Here is a 17,771-nt window from a genome sequence, read left to right on the forward strand (position 1 = left end):
CTGCTCTGGCCGACGGCGACCGCCGCGCCGGGCATGGACACGGGCAACCCCGGCAGCCTCACCCTGGAGACCGAAGGACGAGGGCTGCGGTCGCTGTTCCTAGGCGACCTGGGCGAGGAGGCGCAGGATGCCCTGCTCGCCACCCGGGCGGTCCGCCCCGTCGATGTGGTCAAGGTCGCCCACCACGGATCGGCCGATCAGAGTCCGGCGCTGTATCGCATGCTCGGAGCGCGGCTGGCCCTCGTGTCCGTCGGTGCGCACAACGGCTACGGCCATCCCACACGCCGGGCTCTCGACCTGCTGGCGTCCTGCGGGACGCCGGTGGCGCGCACCGACGAGCAGGGGCTTGTGCTCGTGTCGCCCGGGCCGGACGGCATCCGCGTCTGGAGCGAACGGCCGCCCGCGTCGAGTGCCGGTGGTCCACCGTATCCTGGAGGAGTGAACCGGCCCGATGCCGGTTCCGCACGATCGCAAGGAGACACGTGGCGACCCGAGCCGGCAGCAGGGGCGGAGCGAGCAAGGCGCGGCCCGCCGCGAGCGTCATCCCCCAGGTGCCGTGGAACCAGATCCGGTCGGCCCCGGTGGTGCTGGTCACGGGCTCGGAGGGCTTCCTGGCCGACCGCGCCGTGCGCACACTGCGCGACGCGCTCAAGGCCGACGACCCGAGCCTCGAGATCAGCGATCTGCACGCGGGCGACTACGCGCCGGGAGAGCTGCTCACCCTCGCGAGCCCCTCCCTATTCGATGAGCCGCGGCTCATCCGCGTGGAGGCCGTCGAGAAGTGCAACGACGCGTTCCTGGCCGACATGCTCGACTACCTGACCGCCCCCGCGGACGGCACCGTGGTGACGTTGCGGCACGCCGGCGGTGTGCGCGGCAAGAAGCTGCTGGACGCGATCCGTGCGGGTACCGGCGGAGGCATCGAGGTGGTCTGCGCCGAGCTCAAGAAGGATGCGGAGAAGTACGACTTCGCGCAGGCCGAGTTCGCGTCCGCGGGCCGCAAGGTGACGCCGGGCGCTCTCCGCGCCATCACGTCCGCCTTCTCCGACGACCTCGCCGAACTCGCGGCCGCATGTCAGCAGCTTCTCTCCGATTCGGCCGAGCAGATCACCGAGGCGACGGTCGACAAGTACTACGGGGGACGTGTCGAGACCAACGCGTTCCAGGTGGCGGACGCGGCGATCGCCGGCCGCCACGGCGAGGCGCTCGTCACGATGCGCCACGCCCTCGCGTCGGGAGCCGACCCGGTTCCCATGGTGGCGGCCTTCGCCAGCAAGATCCGCACGATGGCGAAGATCTCCGGCGCACGAGGCGGATCAGGGCAGCTGGCTCAACAGTTCGGGCTGGCGCCCTGGCAGGTCGATCGCGCGCGCCGCGACCTTCAGGGCTGGACGGAGGACGGGCTCGGCCGCTGCATCGAGCTCCTCGCCGAGACCGACGCCAACGTCAAGGGCGGCGGCCGCGACCCGGTGTTCGCGCTGGAGCGCCTGGTCCGCGTGGTCAGCGCCCGCGGACGCGACTGAGCCGCATCTCGCACATGCAGCGAGCCCCCGCCCGGACCATGGTCCAGAAACGGGGGCTCGCTCGCGGCGCGGGACAGGTCCCGCGGTCGGTCGTCGCTTAGAGCGCGGCGACCTGCTTGGCGATCGCAGACTTGCGGTTCGCCGCCTGGTTCTTGTGGATGACGCCCTTGCTGGCCGCCTTGTCGATCTTCTTCGCAGCGAGACGCAGCGCCGCGGTCGCCTTGTCCTTGTCGCCGGCGACGACGGCCTCACGGGTGGCGCGGATGGCGGTCTTGAGCTCGCTCTTGACGGCCTTGTTGCGCTCCTGCGCCTTCTTGTTGGTGCGGTTGCGCTTGATCTGCGACTTGATGTTTGCCACGAGTGGTCACTTTCGTTTCTGAGTGAGTTAGGGATGTGCCGCTCAGCGGAGAGGGCGCCTTGCGGCGTTTCGTGCGGACACATCCACACGCAAGCCAACAAACAACTCTACCAGCGGGTCCCGCATCCCGCCAAAATCGGTGCGACGTCCCGTCGGACGCCGACGCGCGGGAAGGTTCAGACCCGCGCCGGCGCGTACGAACCGACCAGCAGCTCCTCCAGCAGCGTTGCACCGTTCGGCTCCCAGCCGAGGTCGATGCGGGCCTTCGAGCCTCGGGCCTGCTGGTCGAGGAGCAGGGCCTCCGCCAGTCCTTCGCCGAAGCGGGAGCGCGTCTCGTCGACGGGTTCTGCCACCGCGCCACCGGCGAGTCCGGCCGCCTGCGCGGCCGCTTCGCCGAGCTCGCGCACGGTCGGGCTCTGGCCGCCGGCGCCGATGTAGGTGGCGCCGGCCGTCCCGTGCTCCAGCGCCAGCACGTAGAGCGCGGCGAGGTCGTCGACGTGCACGGTGGCCCAGTGCTGCGACCCGTCGCCGATCAGGCGGAGCGCGGGAGCGGCGCCCTCGGTGCGCGGCGCGTCGGCCACCACGTTCGGCAGCCCCTTGCCGTGACCGTAGACGATCGACGGGACCACGACGGTCCCGCGGACGGCGTCGGCGCCACGGACGAGGTCCTCGGCCGCCGAGCGCCAGGCGGTGATCGCCGGAGGTGCGATGGGCGACTCCTCGGTGATGTCGTCGTTCGACCCGTAGGTCCAGATCCCGCCGGTGTGCACGAAGGGCTTCCCGGAACCCGCAATCCCCGCCAGCACAGCCGGCACCAGAACGGCGTCGACGTCCTTCCCGGACGCCAGGTGGATCACGCCGTCGCTGTCGCGCGCGGTCCGCTCCACGAGGGCGGCGTCGGACGCGTCGCCGACGAGCGCGGTCGCGCCCGCGGTCTCGACGGCGGACGCCTTGTCCCCGTCGCGGACCAGAGCGGTGACGCTGTGACCCTCATCGAGAAGGCGGGTGAGCACGGAGGATCCGATGAAGCCGGTCGCGCCGGTGAGGAGGATGTTCATACTCGTCCACAACTCGACCGGCGTCCGGATATTCCACACATCCGGAGGGCCGCCGGAACGGCCGCGGCGACACGCGTACGCTCGGATCATGACTTCCTCCACCATCGCCATCGTCAACGGTCACGTCGTCCCCGTCGCCCAGCCGCCCATCGAGAACGGCACCGTCCTCGTCCGCGACGGCGTCATCGAGGCGGTCGGCCCGGCCGGCGAGGTGACGGTTCCCGACGGCGTCACGGTGGTGGATGCGGCCGGCAAGTGGGTGCTCCCAGGCTTCATCGAGTCGCACGGCCATGTCGGCATCCACGAGGAGGCCAACGGACCGGCGGGCGACGACACGAACGAGATGACGACGCCGAACACGGCCGCGGTCCGCGCCATCGACGCCATCAACATCGACGACGAGGGGTTTCGCGACGCGCTCTCCGGCGGGGTGACCTCCGTGGTGGTGAAGCCGGGGTCGGGCAACCCGATCGGCGGTCAGACGGTGGCGCTCAAGACCTGGGGCGGCCGGATCATCGACGAGCAGATCATCCACGAGGCGGTGAGCGTCAAGTCGGCTCTGGGCGAGAACCCGAAACGCGTCTACGGCGGCAAGAACCAGACGCCGAGCACCCGCCTCGGGGTCGCCATGATCATCCGCGAGGCCTTCGTCGCCGCCCAGAACTACCGGGCGCAGCGCGACAACGCCGAGCGGGAGGGCAAGCCGTTCGACCGGGACCTGTCGAAGGAGACCCTCGTCCGGGTGCTCGACGGCGAGCTCGCGTGGATCAGCACACCCACCGCCACGACGACATCGCCACCGCGCTGCGCCTCGCGGACGAGTTCGGCTACCGCCTGGTGGTCAACCACGGCACCGAGGCGCACAAGATCGCCGACGTCCTGGCCGAACGCGACATCCCCGTGATCTTCGGGCCGATGTTCACGTCGCGATCCAAGGTGGAGCTCCGCGACCGCGCGATCGCCAACCTCGCAGTGCTCGCGAAGGCCGGCGTGCGGGTGGCGATCACGACCGACCACCCGGTCGTGCCGGTCAACTTCCTGATCTACCAGGCTGCCCTCGCCGTGAAAGACGGCCTGCCGCGCGAGACGGCGCTCGAAGCGCTGACCGTCAACCCGGCCGCGTTCCTGAAGCTCGACGACCGCGTCGGCTCGCTGACCCCCGGCCTCGACGGCGACGTCGTCGTGTGGTCGGGCGACCCGCTCGACGTGAATTCGCGGGCCGAGCGCGTGTTCATCCAGGGCGCCGAGGTCTATCGGTTCGAAGACGGGCAGGGGCGCGTGGTCGAGCGCGCCGAGCGATTCGCCTGAGCGCAGGCGCGTCGGCCCGGGTGCGCTGCGCGGCCCGGGGACATGGGAGAATGGCCGGACGATGTCACCACGAGCTCTCCAGGCCCTCGAGCCCGCCGCGACCGACCCGGCCTCCCTCCGCAACTTCTGCATCATCGCGCACATCGACCACGGCAAATCGACGCTGGCCGACCGGATGCTGCAGATCACCGGCGTGGTCTCCGAGCGCGACATGCGCGCGCAGTACCTCGACCGCATGGACATCGAGCGCGAGCGCGGCATCACCATCAAGAGCCAGGCCGTGCGGATGCCGTGGGAGGTCGAGGGCCAGACCTTCGCGCTGAACATGATCGACACCCCCGGGCACGTCGACTTCACGTACGAGGTGTCCCGGTCGCTCGCCGCCTGCGAGGGAGCCATCCTCCTCGTGGACGCCGCCCAGGGCATCGAGGCGCAGACGCTCGCCAACCTCTACCTCGCACTCGAGAACGACCTCACCATCGTCCCCGTGCTCAACAAGATCGACCTGCCCGCCGCCGACCCGGACAAGTACGCGCAGGAGCTCGCCAGCCTCATCGGCGGCAAGCCCGAAGACGTGCTCCGCGTCTCCGGCAAGACCGGGATGGGCGTCGAGGCGCTCCTCGACCGGGTCGTGGCGGAGATCCCGGCGCCGGTCGGCGTCGCCGACGCCCCGGCCCGCGCGATGATCTTCGACTCGGTCTACGACAGCTATCGCGGCGTCGTCACGTACGTCCGCATGGTCGACGGCACGCTGCACCCGCGGGAGCGCATCCAGATGATGTCGACGCGCGCCACCCACGAGATCCTCGAGATCGGCGTCTCGTCGCCCGAGCCCACGCCGTCCAAGGGACTCGGCGTCGGCGAGGTCGGCTACCTGATCACCGGGGTGAAGGACGTCCGTCAGTCCAAGGTCGGCGACACGATCACGACCGCCGCGAAACCCGCCACCGAGGCGCTCCCCGGGTACACCGAGCCGAAGCCCATGGTGTTCTCCGGCCTGTACCCGATCGACGGAAGCGACTACCCGGAGCTCCGCGAGGCGCTCGACAAGCTGAAGCTCTCCGACGCCGCCCTCGTCTACGAGCCGGAGACCTCGGTCGCGCTCGGCTTCGGCTTCCGCTGCGGATTCCTCGGCCTGCTGCACCTCGAGATCATCACCGAGCGGCTCTCCCGCGAGTTCGGCCTCGACCTCATCACCACCGCCCCCAGCGTGATCTACGAGGTGACGACGGAGGACAAGAAGACGGTCACCGTGACCAACCCGAGCGAGTTCCCCGGCGGCAAGATCGAGAAGGTGGAGGAGCCGGTCGTCAAGGCCGCCATCCTCGCCCCGAAGGACTATGTCGGCGTGATCATGGAGCTCTGCCAGGGCCGTCGCGGCTCGTTGCTCGGCATGGAGTACCTGGGCGAGGATCGCGTGGAGATCCGCTACACGATGCCGCTCGGCGAGATCGTCTTCGACTTCTTCGACCAGCTCAAGTCGAAGACCGCCGGCTACGCGTCCCTCGACTACGAACCGTTCGGCGAGCAGGAGTCCGACCTGGTGAAGGTCGACATCCTGCTGCAGGGCGAGACGGTGGATGCGTTCAGCGCGATCGTCCACCGCGACAAGGCCTACGCGTACGGCACCATGATGGCGTCGCGGCTGCGCGAACTGATCCCGCGTCAGCAGTTCGAGGTCCCCATCCAGGCGGCGATCGGCGCCCGCATCATCGCGCGTGAGAACATCCGGGCGATGCGCAAGGACGTCCTCGCGAAGTGCTACGGCGGTGACATCACCCGCAAGCGCAAGCTCCTCGAGAAGCAGAAGGAGGGCAAGAAGCGCATGAAGATGGTGGGCCGTGTCGAGGTCCCCCAGGAGGCCTTCATCGCTGCGCTCTCCGGCGACACGGAGAAGAAGGACAAGAAGTAAGCGCCGGCGCGCCGCCCGGTACCGCGGGCAACCCCCGTTTCGCGAACCCCTCCGTCATGGCGGAAGATGAATACATGCGCCGCTCGACGTTCACCGACCAACCCGTGACGTACGGGGCGGTCGGCGCCACCCAGGCGGCCGATCTGCTGTACTACCCGCCGAAAGGCTACAAGCCGCTCGAGCGCAGCATCCGGCTGGGCAGCGGCGACGAGCGGTTCGAGACCTCGGCCACCGCGCTGATGGCGTGGGGCGTGCAGAAGGGGAGCGGCATCCACGTGACGGATGTGCGCGAGGGCACCGGCGTGCAGTACGAGGGCGTCGAGTTCGGGCCCGACGGCACGCCGATGCGGATGCGCACGAACCGCCCGGAGGAGGACGTCTTCGCCGAGGACGGCACGCCGTTCGTGCGCAACGGCATGACGGCGGTGCTGAAGATCCCGTTCGGACCGTTCCGCGTGTCCGCGCCGATACGCGTCGTGTACGTCGTCGACGAGCCGCACCGGCGCGGTTTCGCCTACGGGACGCTGCACGGGCACCCGGAGAGCGGCGAGGAGCTGTTCCTGGTGGAGCAGCGCGAGGACGGCACCGTCTGGTTCGTGCTGCGCGCTCTGTCCCGCCCGTCGAACGCCTTCTACCGGCTGGCGTCGCCGGTGCTCTCCCTCGTGCAGCGCCGCTATACCGCGAAGTACCTGCGCGCACTGCACCCCGCGAGTTCCGCCTGATGCCCAGCACCCTGCCTCTCGGCGACCCCGCTCCCGCCGATGGACTGCTGCCCGCATCCACCAGGGTGGACGCCCCGCAGCGGGACTTCGGCGTCTACCTGCACGTGCCGTTCTGCCGGGTGCGCTGCGGCTACTGCGACTTCAACACGTACACCGCCACCGAGCTGCGCGGCGTCTCCCAGTCCGACTATGCCGGCCACGCGGTCCGCGAGGTGGAGTTCGCGGCCCGGGCCCTGAGAGCGAGCGGCGTTCCCGACCGCCAGGCGTCGACGGTGTTCTTCGGCGGCGGAACGCCGACCCTGCTGCCACCCGGCGACCTGACGGCGATGCTCGGCGCCGTGCGCGACGCCTGGGGTCTCGCCGGCGGCGCGGAGGTGACCACCGAGGCGAACCCAGACTCGGTGGATGCCGACGATCTGCGCCGGCTCGCCGACGCGGGCTTCACGCGGGTCTCGTTCGGGATGCAGTCGGCCGTGCCCCACGTGCTGGAGACGCTGGAACGTACCCACGACCCCGCGCGCGTCCCGCTCGTCGTGGGCTGGGCGCGGGAGGCGGGACTCCAGGTCAGCCTCGACCTCATCTACGGAACCCCGGGGGAGTCGCTCGACGACTGGTCCCGCAGCCTCGACGCTGCCCTGGCGTGCGAGCCGGACCACCTGTCCGCCTACGCCCTGATCGTCGAGCCCGGCACGAAGCTGGCGCGGCAGATCCGCTCCGGCCAGGTGGCGGAACCGGACGACGACCTCGAAGCCGACATGTACGAGCTCGCCGACCAGCGACTCGCCGACGCCGGCTACGACTGGTACGAGGTCAGCAACTGGGCGACCGACGAGGCGCACCGGTCCCGCCACAACCTGGCCTACTGGCTGGGGCACGACTGGTGGGGGATCGGGCCGGGGGCGCACAGTCACGTCGGCGGAGTCCGCTGGTGGAACGTCAAGCACCCTGCCGCGTACGCGCAGCGCGTGCTGGCCGGCGAGTCCCCGGCGGCGGGGCGCGAGACGCTGGATGCGGACACGCGGCACGTCGAGCGCGTCCTCCTGCTCAGCCGCATCCGGGAGGGTGTGCGCATCGGAGAGCTCGGCGACGCCGGCCGCCGCGAGGTACCGGCCCTCATCGCCGACGGCCTGGTAGACGGACGAGCCGCCCTCCGTGGATCGATCGTGCTGACCCTGCGGGGGCGGCTCCTGGCCGACGCGGTGGTCCGCCGGCTGCTGGCCGACGACGCCGCGGAACGGACCGCTAGCTGACGAAGCGGATGGCGACCGGGTAGGTGTAGAACTCACCCTGGTTCGCCTTCACCGCGGCGATAATGCTGAACACGATGTTCAGCACCCACGCGGCGAGGACGATGAAGATTCCGATCACGACGATCGACAGGATGAAGCCCACCACATAGGCGATGAAGATCGTGATCTGGAAGTTGAGCGCGGTGGCGGAGTGCGCGCGCACGAACGGCCCGCGGTCTTTGAGGACGAGGTAGCCGATGAGCGCCGGGATCCAGCTGAACAGGATGCCGCCGATCTGGATGAGCGTCGCCCAGAGCTTCTCGTCGGCCGGGCTGAGCTGCGGCGCGCCGCCGCCGTAGGGCTGCTGCGGCGGGGGCGGCGGGGGTGTGGCGGACATGGTGCTGTTCTCCTCTGACTGGCCAGGGGTGGACGTGGTGCGTCCAGCCTAGGGCGCGGCGCCGTAGGCTGAAAAGAGTCTGAACGCGCGACCTGCTACTTGATGAAGCGGAAGTTGACCGGGTAGCGGTAGGTGCCGCCGCTGTTCACCCGCACGAAGCCGAGGATCGAGAACACCAGGTTCAGGATGTACAGCGCCCACGGGATGAGCAGGCCGAAGAGCAGGTAGCCGATGCCGTAGGTGAAGCTGCCGATGATGATCCCGATGATCTGCGACGCCACCCAGGCGATGATCCAGGTGATCTGCCAGTTGAGGGCTTCCTTGGCCTCCTGGTCGGTGAGCCGGCCGCGATCCTTGAAGACCAGCCAGATGATGAGCGAGGGAAGGAACCAGAGGATGCCGCCGAGGTGGGCGAACGACGCCCACTGCTTGTCCTGGGCGGGGTCGAGAGGTGCGGCTCCGGCGGCGGCGTACGGCTGCTGTCCCGCGCCGGCCGGCTGCGCGTAAGGCTGCTGGGGCGGCACGTTGCCGTACGGCTGCTGCGGCGGCACGCCTCCGGGCTGCTGCGGGGGGACGCCGCCTGCCGGGTCGGTGGGCTGGTTCGGGTCTGTCATCTGCGGAACCCTTTCATGATCGGTTGCGAGCGGGTCGAACCGGTGCCCATACGGTACTGCCGACGCGTCTCAGCCAGCAATCATCCGGCGGGCGTTTCCGCGCGGTAGGATTGGCACTCAGGATCCGCGAGTGCTAATAGATCGACGGGAGGCGGACATGGTCTCGGAACGCAGCCTCGAAGTGTTGCGCGTCATCGTCCAGGACTACGTGGCGTCGCGCGAGCCCGTCGGCTCCAAGAGCATCGTGGAGCGGCACTCCTTCGGCGTCTCGGCGGCGACCATCCGCAACGACATGGCGCTGCTCGAGGAGGAGGAGCTGATCGCGGCCCCGCACACCTCCTCCGGGCGCGTGCCGACCGACAAGGGGTACCGCCTCTTCGTCGACCACCTCGCCGAGATGCGACCGCTGACGCCGGCGCAGCGGACGGCGATCGAGACCTTCCTCGGCCAGTCCGTCGACCTCGACGACGTGCTCTCGCGCACGGTGCGCCTCCTGTCCCAGCTCACCAGCCAGGTGGCGCTGGTGCAGTACCCGTCGGTCGCCCGCTCCCGCATCCGGCACATCGAGCTCGTCGCGCTGGGCCCGCGGCGGCTCCTCAGCGTGCTGATCACCGACTCCGGAGCGGTCGAGCAGCGTGTCATCGAGCCGGTCGCCAAGCTGAGCGACGAAGACGTGGCCGAGATCCGCGGTGCGATCAACGGCGCCGCGGCGGGCCTCACCCTCGGCGAGGCGACCACGCGGTTGCGGGAGCTGCCCGGCGCTCTCACCGAGCGCACACGCGCCCTCGTCGAGCCGGTCGTCAGCGCCCTGCTCGACCAGATCGCGGTGAACCGCCAGGAGAAGCTCGTCATGGCGGGCGCCGCGAACCTCGTGCGCACCGAGCTCGACTTCCCCGGCACCATCACCCCGGTCCTCGAGGCGATCGAGGAGCAGGTGGTGCTGCTGCGGCTCTTCGACGAGATGGCCTCCGACCAGCACGGGGTCGCGGTCAGCATCGGACGCGAGAACGCCGGATTCGGCCTGACGGAAGCATCCGTCCTCTCCAGCGGTTACAGTGCGGCGGGGTCGGATGTCGCCCGCGTCGGCCTGCTCGGACCGCTCCGCATGGACTACTCGGGCAACATGGCGGCGGTCCGTGCCGTGGCCCGTTACCTCTCCCGGCTGCTCAGCGACCAGTAGGCCGCCCGGCAGCCCTCGATCACCACACGCGACGAAAGAAGAAGGAACAGCCCACGTGGCCGACCACTACGAAGTCCTCGGCGTCGAGCGCGACGCAAGCCCCGACGAGATCAAGAAGGCGTACCGCCGGCTCGCGCGCGAGCTGCACCCGGACGTGAACCCCAGTTCCGAGGCGCAGGAGCGCTTCAAGCTGGTGACGCACGCCTACGACGTGCTCAGCGACCCGCAGCAGCGGCAGCAGTACGACCTCGGCGGCTCCGGGGGATTCGGCGGCGGCGCGGGCACCGCCGACTTCGCCGGTTTCAGCGACATCTTCGAGACGTTCTTCGGCGGTGGCGCCACCGGTGGACGCGGGCCGCGGTCGCGCCGCGAGCGCGGTCAGGACGCCCTTCTGCGGGTGGAGGTCGACCTCGACGAGGTCATCTTCGGCACGCACCGCGACCTGGAGGTCGACACGGCCGTGGTCTGCGAGACCTGCAACGGCTCGTGCTGCCAGCCCGGCACGCAGCCGGTGACCTGCGACATCTGCCACGGGACCGGCAGCATCCAGCGCTCGGTGCGCTCGCTGCTCGGCAACGTCATGACGTCGAGCCCCTGCGGCACCTGCCGCGGCTACGGCACCGTCATCGCGACGCCGTGCGTCACCTGCCAGGGCCAGGGCCGCGTGCGAGCACGCCGCACCGTGCCGGTGGACATCCCGGCCGGCGTCGACACCGGCCTGCGTCTGCAGATGCCGGGCAGCGGCGAGGCCGGTCCCGCCGGTGGCCCCAATGGCGACCTCTATCTGGAGATCAAGGTCAAGCACCACGAGGTGTTCAGCCGCGACGGCGACGACCTGCTCTGCACCCTCGAGCTCTCGATGACGGATGCGATCCTCGGCACGACCGCGAACGTGAAGGCCCTCGACGGCGACATCCGCCTCGAACTCAAGCCCGGCACGCAGTCCGCCGACATCGTCACGGTCAAGGACCGGGGCATCACCCACCTGCGCGGCAGCGGCCGAGGCGACCTGCGGGTGGGCATCCAGGTGGTCACGCCCACCAAGCTCGACCACAAGGAGAAGGAGCTGATCAAGAAGTTCGCGGCGTCCCACAGGGCGCAGGAGCCCTCGCTCGCGCACTTCCAGCAGGGGCTGTTCGCGAAGCTCCGCGACCGGTTCCTCAACCTGTAGCGCCTCATGGCGTCCCTGTACGTGCGCGAGGACCTCGACGACGTCGAGGTCGGAGCGCGCCTGTCGCTGACGGGCGCCGAGGCGAAGCACGCCGCGACCGTCAACCGTACCCGGCCCGGCGAGTCCGTGCTGATCGGCAACGGCCGGGGACTGGTCGCGTCCGGCGAGGTGCTGGTCGCGACGAACACCGAGCTGACGATCGACGTCGAGGCCGTCTCGCGCGTCGAGCGCCCGGCGCCGGCGATCACGCTGGTGCAGGCCCTGGCGAAAGGCGACCGCGACGAGCTCGCGATCCAGGCGGCGACGGAGCTCGGGGTGGATGCGGTGGTGCCGTGGTCCGCATCCCGCTCGGTCTCGCGTTGGGAGGGCGCCAAGGTGCAGAAGGGCCGGGAGCGCTGGAATTCGATCGTCCGGGAGGCGGCGAAGCAGTCCATCCGCGCCTGGACGCCGGAGGTCGGCGAGCTGGCGACGACGAAGCAGATCGCCGCACGGGCCGCGACCGCGCGCGTTCTCGTGCTCGAACCCGACGCGGAGGAGCCTCTGACCGGCGTCGCGCCCGACGGCCGCGACCTCGTGCTGGTGGTCGGGCCGGAGGGCGGAATCGCGCCGCAGGAGCTGGCTATCCTCCGGGACGCGGGTGCGGAGCTCGTGCGTCTCGGCGGGACGGTGCTGCGCACCTCGACCGCGGGACCAGCCGCCCTCGCCGTGCTCAACGCGACGCTCCGCCGCTGGTGAACGCCCGCCGCGCTGTCGGCGGGCGCGAATAGGATAGAGGCATGGCAGAGACGGAGCGTTCGATCTTCTCCCGCATCATCGCGGGCGAGATCCCGGCCGACGTGGTGTACGACTCGGAGCGCATCATCGCGTTCCGCGACATCGCGCCGCAGGCGCCGCTGCACCTGCTCGTGGTCCCCAAGACCGAGCAGTACCGCGACGTGACGGAGCTCGCCGCTGGCGACCCCGACCTGCTCGCGGAGCTCGTGGCGACGGCGAACAAGCTCGCCGCCGAGCACTCCGACGGCGATTTCCGTCTCGTCTTCAACACCGGACGGGGCGCGGGCCAGACCGTGTTCCATGTCCACGCGCACGTATTGAGCGGTCAGCTCGAGGAAGGACGCCTTGGCCAACTCTGATTCCACCGCCCCCGGAGCGCTGCCCGAGGGCAACGCCGCCGAGGCGCACCTGAGCGTCGACGGTGTGCAGATGGTGCGCCTGCTCGGGCCGCAGGACCGGCTGCTCACCACGCTCGAGCGGCAGTACCCCCTGGTCAACGTGCACGTGCGCGGCAACGAGATCACGCTCGCCGGAGACCCGGCTCAGGTGGCCGCAGCGCAGCGGCTCGTCGAGGAGCTGCTGCAGATGGTCCGGAACGGCCAGGAGCTCTCGGCCGCCGAGGTGACCAGCTCCGCCCGCATGCTCGGCACCGACCTCAACCTCAGCCCGTCCGACGTGCTCGGGCAGGCGATCCTCACGGCTCGCGGCAAGAGCATCCGCCCGAAGACCCTCGGCCAGAGCCAGTACGTCGACGCGATCGACCACAACACCATCGTCTTCGGCATCGGCCCGGCCGGCACCGGCAAGACCTACCTGGCGATGGCGAAGGCCGTGCAGGCGCTCCAGCGCAAAGAGGTCAACCGCATCATCCTGACCCGACCGGCGGTGGAGGCGGGGGAGCGGCTGGGCTACCTGCCCGGCACGCTGACGGACAAGATCGACCCGTACCTGCGCCCGCTCTACGACGCGCTCAACGAGATGATGGACCCGGAACTGGTCCCCAAGCTCCTCGCGGCAGGGACGATCGAAGTGGCCCCGCTCGCGTACATGCGCGGTCGCACGCTCAACGACTCCTTCATCGTGCTCGACGAGGCCCAGAACACGACGCCCGAGCAGATGAAGATGTTCCTGACGCGGCTCGGGTTCAACTCGAAGATGGTCGTCACCGGCGACATCACCCAGATCGATCTGCCCAACTCGGCCAGCGGTCTGCGGCTGGTGACCCGCGTGCTGAACGACATCGACGACATCCACTTCGCCCGGCTCACGAGCGAAGACGTGGTGCGGCACAGCCTGGTCGGACGGATCGTCGACGCCTACACCGAGTACGACGCGCGCCAGCAGGCGCGGCACCACGAGCGCGAACAGGCGGCCGAGTTCGCCAACCGCGCCGAGCGCCGCAGCGGCACGCCGCGCGACCACCTCCCGAAGCGACGATAGGGCCGCAGTGAGCATCGAGATCAACAACGAGTCGACCATCGAGGTCGACGAGGCCGCCCTGCAGCGGCTGGCGACGTACGCCTTCGACATCCTGCACGTGCACCCGGATGCGGAGCTCGCGATCGTGCTGGTCGACGAAGCCGCCATGGAGCAGCTCCACGTGCAGTGGATGGACGAGCCCGGCCCCACCGACGTCCTCAGCTTCCCGATGGACGAGCTGCGCCCGGGCACGGAGGAGGAGCCGTCCCCGGCGGGCCTCCTCGGCGACGTGGTGCTGTGCCCGCAGGTCGCCCAGGTGCAGGCCGAGACGGCCGGCCACTCGCTGATGGACGAGCTGCTCCTGCTCACCACCCACGGCATCCTGCATCTGCTCGGCTTCGACCACGCCGAGCCGGCGGAGGAGCGCGAGATGTTCGCGATCCAGCGCGACATCCTCGTCGGCTTCGCCCGCTACGACCGACAGCGGTAGGAGGCGGGATGCTGCAGGCGCTGTTCTTCATCGTCGCGTTCCTGCTCGTGGCTTTCGGCGGCCTCATGGCCGCCGTCGACTCCGCCCTCGCAGTGCAGTCGCGCGGCGACATCGCCGACCTGGCGGAGACATCGCGCGCCAAGAAGTCGCTGCGATCCATCGCGGAGGACCCGGGGGCGTACCTCAACGCCGTCAGCTTCACCCGTCTGCTGGCGGAGACGACCGCCGCCGTGCTCGTCACCCTCGCGTTCGAGCAGATCTTCGCCGAATGGTGGGTGTCGCTCATCCTCGCCGCCCTCATCATGACCGCGGTGTCGTTCGTGCTCGTCGGGGTGAGCCCGCGCAGCGTGGGCCGGGCGAACTCCACCCTGCTGCTGCGGCTCACGGCGCCCCTCGTGCGGTTCGTGCGCGTGGTGCTCGGCCCGATCCCCGGGGGCCTGGTGGCGCTCGGCAACCGCGTCACGCCGTCCCGCGCCCGATCGGCCCCGGTCACCAGCGAGGAGCAGCTGCTCTCGATCGTGGACGAGGCGACCGAGTTCGACGTGCTCGAGGAGGACGACCGCGAGCTCATCCACTCCATCTTCGAGTTCAACGAGACGGTCGTGCGCGAGGTGATGATCCCGCGCACCGACATGATCACCGTCGACGCGACCGCCGGCCTCGGCACCGCGATGGGGCTCTTCTTCTCCACCGGCGTCTCGCGCATGCCCGTGATCGACGGCGGCGACCCGGACGAGGTGGTCGGCATCCTGTATCTGCGCGACACCGCCAAGCTGAGCTTCGAGCGCCCGCTCGGCGCGGACGAGCTCACCGTGCGCGACCTCGCCCGCCCGGCCCTGTTCGTGCCCGAATCGCAGAAGGCGGATGCGCTGCTCGCCCAGATGCAGCGCGAATCGAACCACCTGGCGATGGTGGTGGACGAGTACGGCGGCATCGCCGGCCTCGTGACGCTGGAAGACCTCATCGAGGAGTTGGTGGGCGACATCTCGGACGAGTACGACCACGAGGTCGCGCTCATCCAGCCGCTCGGCGAGGGACGCTACCGCATCGCGACGCGCCTGCCCATCGACGACCTGGGGGAGTTGTTCGACCTCGAGATCGAGGAGGAGGACGTCGACAGCGTCGGCGGCCTCGTCACCAAAGCCCTGGGGCGTCTGCCCGAAGTCGGCTCGACCGTGAACGTGCACGGGCTGCGCTTCACCGTCGACCGGATCGAGGGCAAACACAAGCACGTCGCGTCCGTGCTGGTCGAGCGGGATGTGGCACTGCTGCCCGAGCCCGACGGCGAGCAGGTCCGGATGCCGAAGGACGAGGACCGGCCCGACCGGCACGCGTCAGAGCGGCACCATACCGAGCGGCAAAGCGCCCGCACCGACCACCGACACACCGCGCAGGAGACCAGATCGTGACCGAGTACCACGCCGGATTCGTCTCGTTCGTCGGCCGCCCGAACGTGGGCAAGTCGACGCTGACCAACGCGCTGGTGGGCGAGAAGGTGGCGATCACCAGCTCCAAGCCGCAGACCACGCGCCGCGCGATCCGGGGGATCGTCCACCAGAAGGACGGCCAGCTCATCCTGGTCGACACCCCGGGCATCCACCGCCCCCGCACCCTGCTGGGCGAGCGTCTCAACACGCTCGTGCAGTCGACGCTCGGCGATGTCGACGTGATCGGCTTCTGCGTGCCGGCCGACGAGAAGATCGGACCGGGCGACCGCTTCATCAACGACCAGCTCGACGAGTACCCGCGCGCCAAGAAGGTGGCGATCGTCACCAAGGTGGACGCTGTGGGCAAGGCGCAGGTCGCCGAGCAGCTGCTCGCCGTCTCCGCCCTGCGCGAGTGGGAGGCGATCGTGCCGGTCTCCGCCGTCAGCCACATCCAGCTCGAGACGCTGACCTCGGAGCTCATGAAGCTGCTCCCGGTGTCGCCGGCCCCGCTGTACCCGGACGAGGCCATCACCGACGAGGGCCTCGAGGACCGCATCTCCGAGCTGATCCGCGAGGCCGTGCTCGAGGGCGTCGAGGACGAGCTCCCGCACTCCCTGGCGGTCACCATCGACGACATCGTCGAGCGCGACGACAAAGACCTGGTCGAGATCTACGCGAACCTCTTCGTGGAGCGCGACAGCCAGAAGGCGATCGTCATCGGCAAGGGCGGCAGCCGCATCCGCGACGTCGGTGCCGCCGCGAGGGCCCCCATCGAGGAGCTGATGGGCCGCCACGTCTTCCTGTCGATCCGCGTCAAGGTCGCCAAGCACTGGCAGCGCGACCCGAAGCAGCTGGGGCGCCTCGGGTTCTGAGGCGGGCGACGGGCGCACTATCGGCCTCGCGCGTCGGTGTGAGACCGAGGGGCGATGGGCCGTCCCGATTGTGGCCACTCTGTCAGCCGCCTCGTTCGACGCCGCCAGCGGCGAGGTGATCGGAGCAGGCGAGAGCAAAGTCGACTTCGGGGTGATCCTGTACAACCTCGGCCAGCAGGACGCCGCCCGGGCCTACTGGGCGGCCCAGGGGAACTCCCGGTACGGCCGCATCCTCACCGACATGAAACCCGCCACCGAGCTCGCCGATCGGATCGGCGGGGTGGTCGACACGCTGCGGAAGATCAAGGACACCAACAATGGGCTCGCGGCAGAGATGCAAGCAGAACTCGAACGAGCAAAGACCCTGTATCGCACACTTCATCTCTCCGTGACCCAGTACGACATCGACCAGTGCGTCGACACGCATCGACTGGATGTCGAGCACAACCTGGACCAGGACGAGGTGCACAGGGTCATCAAGCGGGTGGACACGCATATCGCGACGGTGAAGGCGCTCCGTGACGGCATCCACAACGCCGTCACGAACGCGTTGATCCATGACCGCCGGTCTGCCGCCGCATTCGCTGGACAGTAATTTCGCTGGAGAGTAGTAGAGAGAAGCAAGACGATGCGCACCCCATATGACAATCCGCTGGGCGATGCGATCGCCGGCAGCACCGACCCGGACTCGATGCGTGCTGCGGCAGACGACGAACTCCGTCGCTCGGCACTAGCCCTGCTGAATGGCGCCCTGCCCGCGGACGTGCGACATCGCAATGCGGCCTTCCGGCCACGCCGACTGGCGGCGGTGAACGACGCCGAGCGCGCGGTCTGGGCGGTCCTGGCGAACGCTCGGGTTGATGGCGTCCTCGCCGGGGCGGTTGCTGAGAAGGTCAAGCAGGGCCTCGCCCAGGTGGCCGGCGACAACGACTATTCGACGGCGATCAGGAGCATCCGATCGTGACATCTCCCTCGCTCAGCGCACTCGAGAGGGATCACGACGACGAGGCCGCCGGAGCGCGACGCCGGTTAGAGCACGCCGAAGAGAACTTCATGTACTACCGGGCGGAGGCGTTCCGCTTGCAGGAGACGGCCCATGCGATCGCCCGGCACGAGGGCTTTCTCGACGACCCGGGATTCGCGCACGTCTTCGCCCAGGTGCACGCGGACATCAACGAGAACCTGCACGGAGGAGGCCGCGCCGTCGGTGAGCTGTACGACGAGCTTCAGGACCTCACCGTGCGGCACCAGCGCGAGCGGGAAGAGCTGCTGGCTCGCACCCGTACATCCCGAGGATGATTCCTCCGGCAGGATGCC

19 protein-coding genes and 1 pseudogene are annotated in these 17,771 nt (G+C 69.6%); 16 read left to right on the forward strand and 4 right to left on the reverse strand.

Annotation, left to right across the window (positions count from 1 at the left end):
* Positions 1-482: 482 nt before the first annotated feature.
* Positions 483-1,523 (forward strand): DNA polymerase III subunit delta, encoded by a 1,041-nt coding sequence (gene holA, locus ACR9Y5_RS09555; protein WP_481297741.1) that lies wholly within the window; start codon positions 483-485, stop codon positions 1,521-1,523.
* A gap of 97 nt (positions 1,524-1,620) precedes the next feature.
* On the opposite strand, the gene rpsT is transcribed toward holA, so the two are convergent.
* Together rpsT and ACR9Y5_RS09565 are read right to left on the reverse strand one after the other, a co-directional pair.
* Positions 1,621-1,881, reverse strand: coding sequence for a 30S ribosomal protein S20 (rpsT, locus tag ACR9Y5_RS09560; RefSeq protein ID WP_481297742.1), 261 nt, complete (start codon positions 1,879-1,881; stop codon positions 1,621-1,623).
* A gap of 176 nt (positions 1,882-2,057) precedes the next feature.
* A complete protein-coding gene (locus ACR9Y5_RS09565; RefSeq protein WP_481297743.1) occupies positions 2,058-2,939 on the reverse strand; it encodes an NAD-dependent epimerase/dehydratase family protein in 882 nt (293 codons plus the stop codon).
* An 88-nt stretch (positions 2,940-3,027) separates the two neighbouring features.
* Between ACR9Y5_RS09565 and ACR9Y5_RS09570 the strand changes: the two are divergent.
* The 4 genes and pseudogenes from ACR9Y5_RS09570 to hemW all read left to right on the forward strand — a co-directional run bounded on the left by ACR9Y5_RS09570 (position 3,028) and on the right by hemW (position 8,131).
* Positions 3,028-4,247 (forward strand): annotated as a pseudogene (locus ACR9Y5_RS09570) (amidohydrolase).
* Between the two features lie 61 nt (positions 4,248-4,308).
* The gene (gene lepA, locus ACR9Y5_RS09575) at positions 4,309-6,159 is read left to right on the forward strand and encodes a translation elongation factor 4 (protein ID WP_481297744.1); all 1,851 of its coding nucleotides are present in this window, start codon (positions 4,309-4,311) and stop codon (positions 6,157-6,159) included.
* Between the two features lie 56 nt (positions 6,160-6,215).
* Positions 6,216-6,881 carry a DUF1990 family protein gene (locus ACR9Y5_RS09580; RefSeq protein WP_481297745.1) on the forward strand — a complete coding sequence of 222 codons (666 nt, stop codon included), beginning with the start codon at positions 6,216-6,218 and terminating at the stop codon, positions 6,879-6,881.
* Positions 6,881-8,131 carry a radical SAM family heme chaperone HemW gene (gene hemW / locus ACR9Y5_RS09585; protein ID WP_481297746.1) on the forward strand — a complete coding sequence of 417 codons (1,251 nt, stop codon included), beginning with the start codon at positions 6,881-6,883 and terminating at the stop codon, positions 8,129-8,131. The genes ACR9Y5_RS09580 and hemW overlap by 1 nt, the downstream gene beginning before the upstream one ends.
* Here the strand turns inward: hemW and ACR9Y5_RS09590 are convergent.
* Together ACR9Y5_RS09590 and ACR9Y5_RS09595 are read right to left on the reverse strand one after the other, a co-directional pair.
* A complete protein-coding gene (locus ACR9Y5_RS09590; protein WP_481297747.1) occupies positions 8,124-8,507 on the reverse strand; it encodes a DUF4870 domain-containing protein in 384 nt (127 codons plus the stop codon). The genes hemW and ACR9Y5_RS09590 overlap by 8 nt on opposite strands.
* A gap of 95 nt (positions 8,508-8,602) precedes the next feature.
* Positions 8,603-9,121, reverse strand: coding sequence for a DUF4870 domain-containing protein (locus tag ACR9Y5_RS09595; RefSeq protein ID WP_481297748.1), 519 nt, complete (start codon positions 9,119-9,121; stop codon positions 8,603-8,605).
* A 157-nt stretch (positions 9,122-9,278) separates the two neighbouring features.
* On the opposite strand from ACR9Y5_RS09595, the gene hrcA reads away from it, so the two are divergent.
* The 11 genes from hrcA (at position 9,279) to ACR9Y5_RS09650 (ending at position 17,753) form a co-directional block, all read left to right on the forward strand.
* The gene (gene hrcA / locus ACR9Y5_RS09600; protein ID WP_481297749.1) at positions 9,279-10,301 is read left to right on the forward strand and encodes a heat-inducible transcriptional repressor HrcA; all 1,023 of its coding nucleotides are present in this window, start codon (positions 9,279-9,281) and stop codon (positions 10,299-10,301) included.
* A gap of 55 nt (positions 10,302-10,356) precedes the next feature.
* Complete coding sequence (gene dnaJ, locus ACR9Y5_RS09605; RefSeq protein WP_481297750.1) at positions 10,357-11,472, forward strand: molecular chaperone DnaJ; 1,116 nt, start codon at positions 10,357-10,359, stop codon at positions 11,470-11,472.
* Positions 11,473-11,478: 6 nt separating this feature from the next.
* A complete protein-coding gene (locus ACR9Y5_RS09610) occupies positions 11,479-12,207 on the forward strand; it encodes a 16S rRNA (uracil(1498)-N(3))-methyltransferase (protein WP_481297751.1) in 729 nt (242 codons plus the stop codon).
* Positions 12,208-12,248: 41 nt separating this feature from the next.
* Positions 12,249-12,605, forward strand: coding sequence for a histidine triad nucleotide-binding protein (locus ACR9Y5_RS09615; protein ID WP_481297752.1), 357 nt, complete (start codon positions 12,249-12,251; stop codon positions 12,603-12,605).
* Positions 12,592-13,686 (forward strand): PhoH family protein, encoded by a 1,095-nt coding sequence (locus ACR9Y5_RS09620; protein WP_481297753.1) that lies wholly within the window; start codon positions 12,592-12,594, stop codon positions 13,684-13,686. Before ACR9Y5_RS09615 ends, ACR9Y5_RS09620 begins: the two co-directional genes overlap by 14 nt.
* A 7-nt stretch (positions 13,687-13,693) precedes the next feature.
* Entirely contained in the window at positions 13,694-14,155 is a 462-nt protein-coding gene (gene ybeY, locus ACR9Y5_RS09625; protein ID WP_121260820.1) for an rRNA maturation RNase YbeY, read from the forward strand.
* Positions 14,156-14,163: 8 nt separating this feature from the next.
* The gene (locus ACR9Y5_RS09630) at positions 14,164-15,564 is read left to right on the forward strand and encodes a hemolysin family protein (protein WP_481297754.1); all 1,401 of its coding nucleotides are present in this window, start codon (positions 14,164-14,166) and stop codon (positions 15,562-15,564) included.
* The gene (era, locus tag ACR9Y5_RS09635; RefSeq protein ID WP_481297755.1) at positions 15,561-16,454 is read left to right on the forward strand and encodes a GTPase Era; all 894 of its coding nucleotides are present in this window, start codon (positions 15,561-15,563) and stop codon (positions 16,452-16,454) included. Before ACR9Y5_RS09630 ends, era begins: the two co-directional genes overlap by 4 nt.
* A 70-nt stretch (positions 16,455-16,524) precedes the next feature.
* Positions 16,525-17,049 carry a hypothetical protein gene (locus ACR9Y5_RS09640; protein ID WP_481297756.1) on the forward strand — a complete coding sequence of 175 codons (525 nt, stop codon included), beginning with the start codon at positions 16,525-16,527 and terminating at the stop codon, positions 17,047-17,049.
* Positions 17,050-17,082: 33 nt separating this feature from the next.
* On the forward strand, positions 17,083-17,418 hold the full coding sequence (locus ACR9Y5_RS09645) for a hypothetical protein (RefSeq protein ID WP_481297757.1): 336 nt from the start codon (positions 17,083-17,085) through the stop codon (positions 17,416-17,418).
* On the forward strand, positions 17,415-17,753 hold the full coding sequence (locus tag ACR9Y5_RS09650) for a hypothetical protein (protein WP_481297758.1): 339 nt from the start codon (positions 17,415-17,417) through the stop codon (positions 17,751-17,753). The genes ACR9Y5_RS09645 and ACR9Y5_RS09650 overlap by 4 nt, the downstream gene beginning before the upstream one ends.
* The last annotated feature ends 18 nt before the right edge of the window (positions 17,754-17,771 follow it).

The organism is Leifsonia sp. KNZ13-11D (assembly GCF_056754895.1).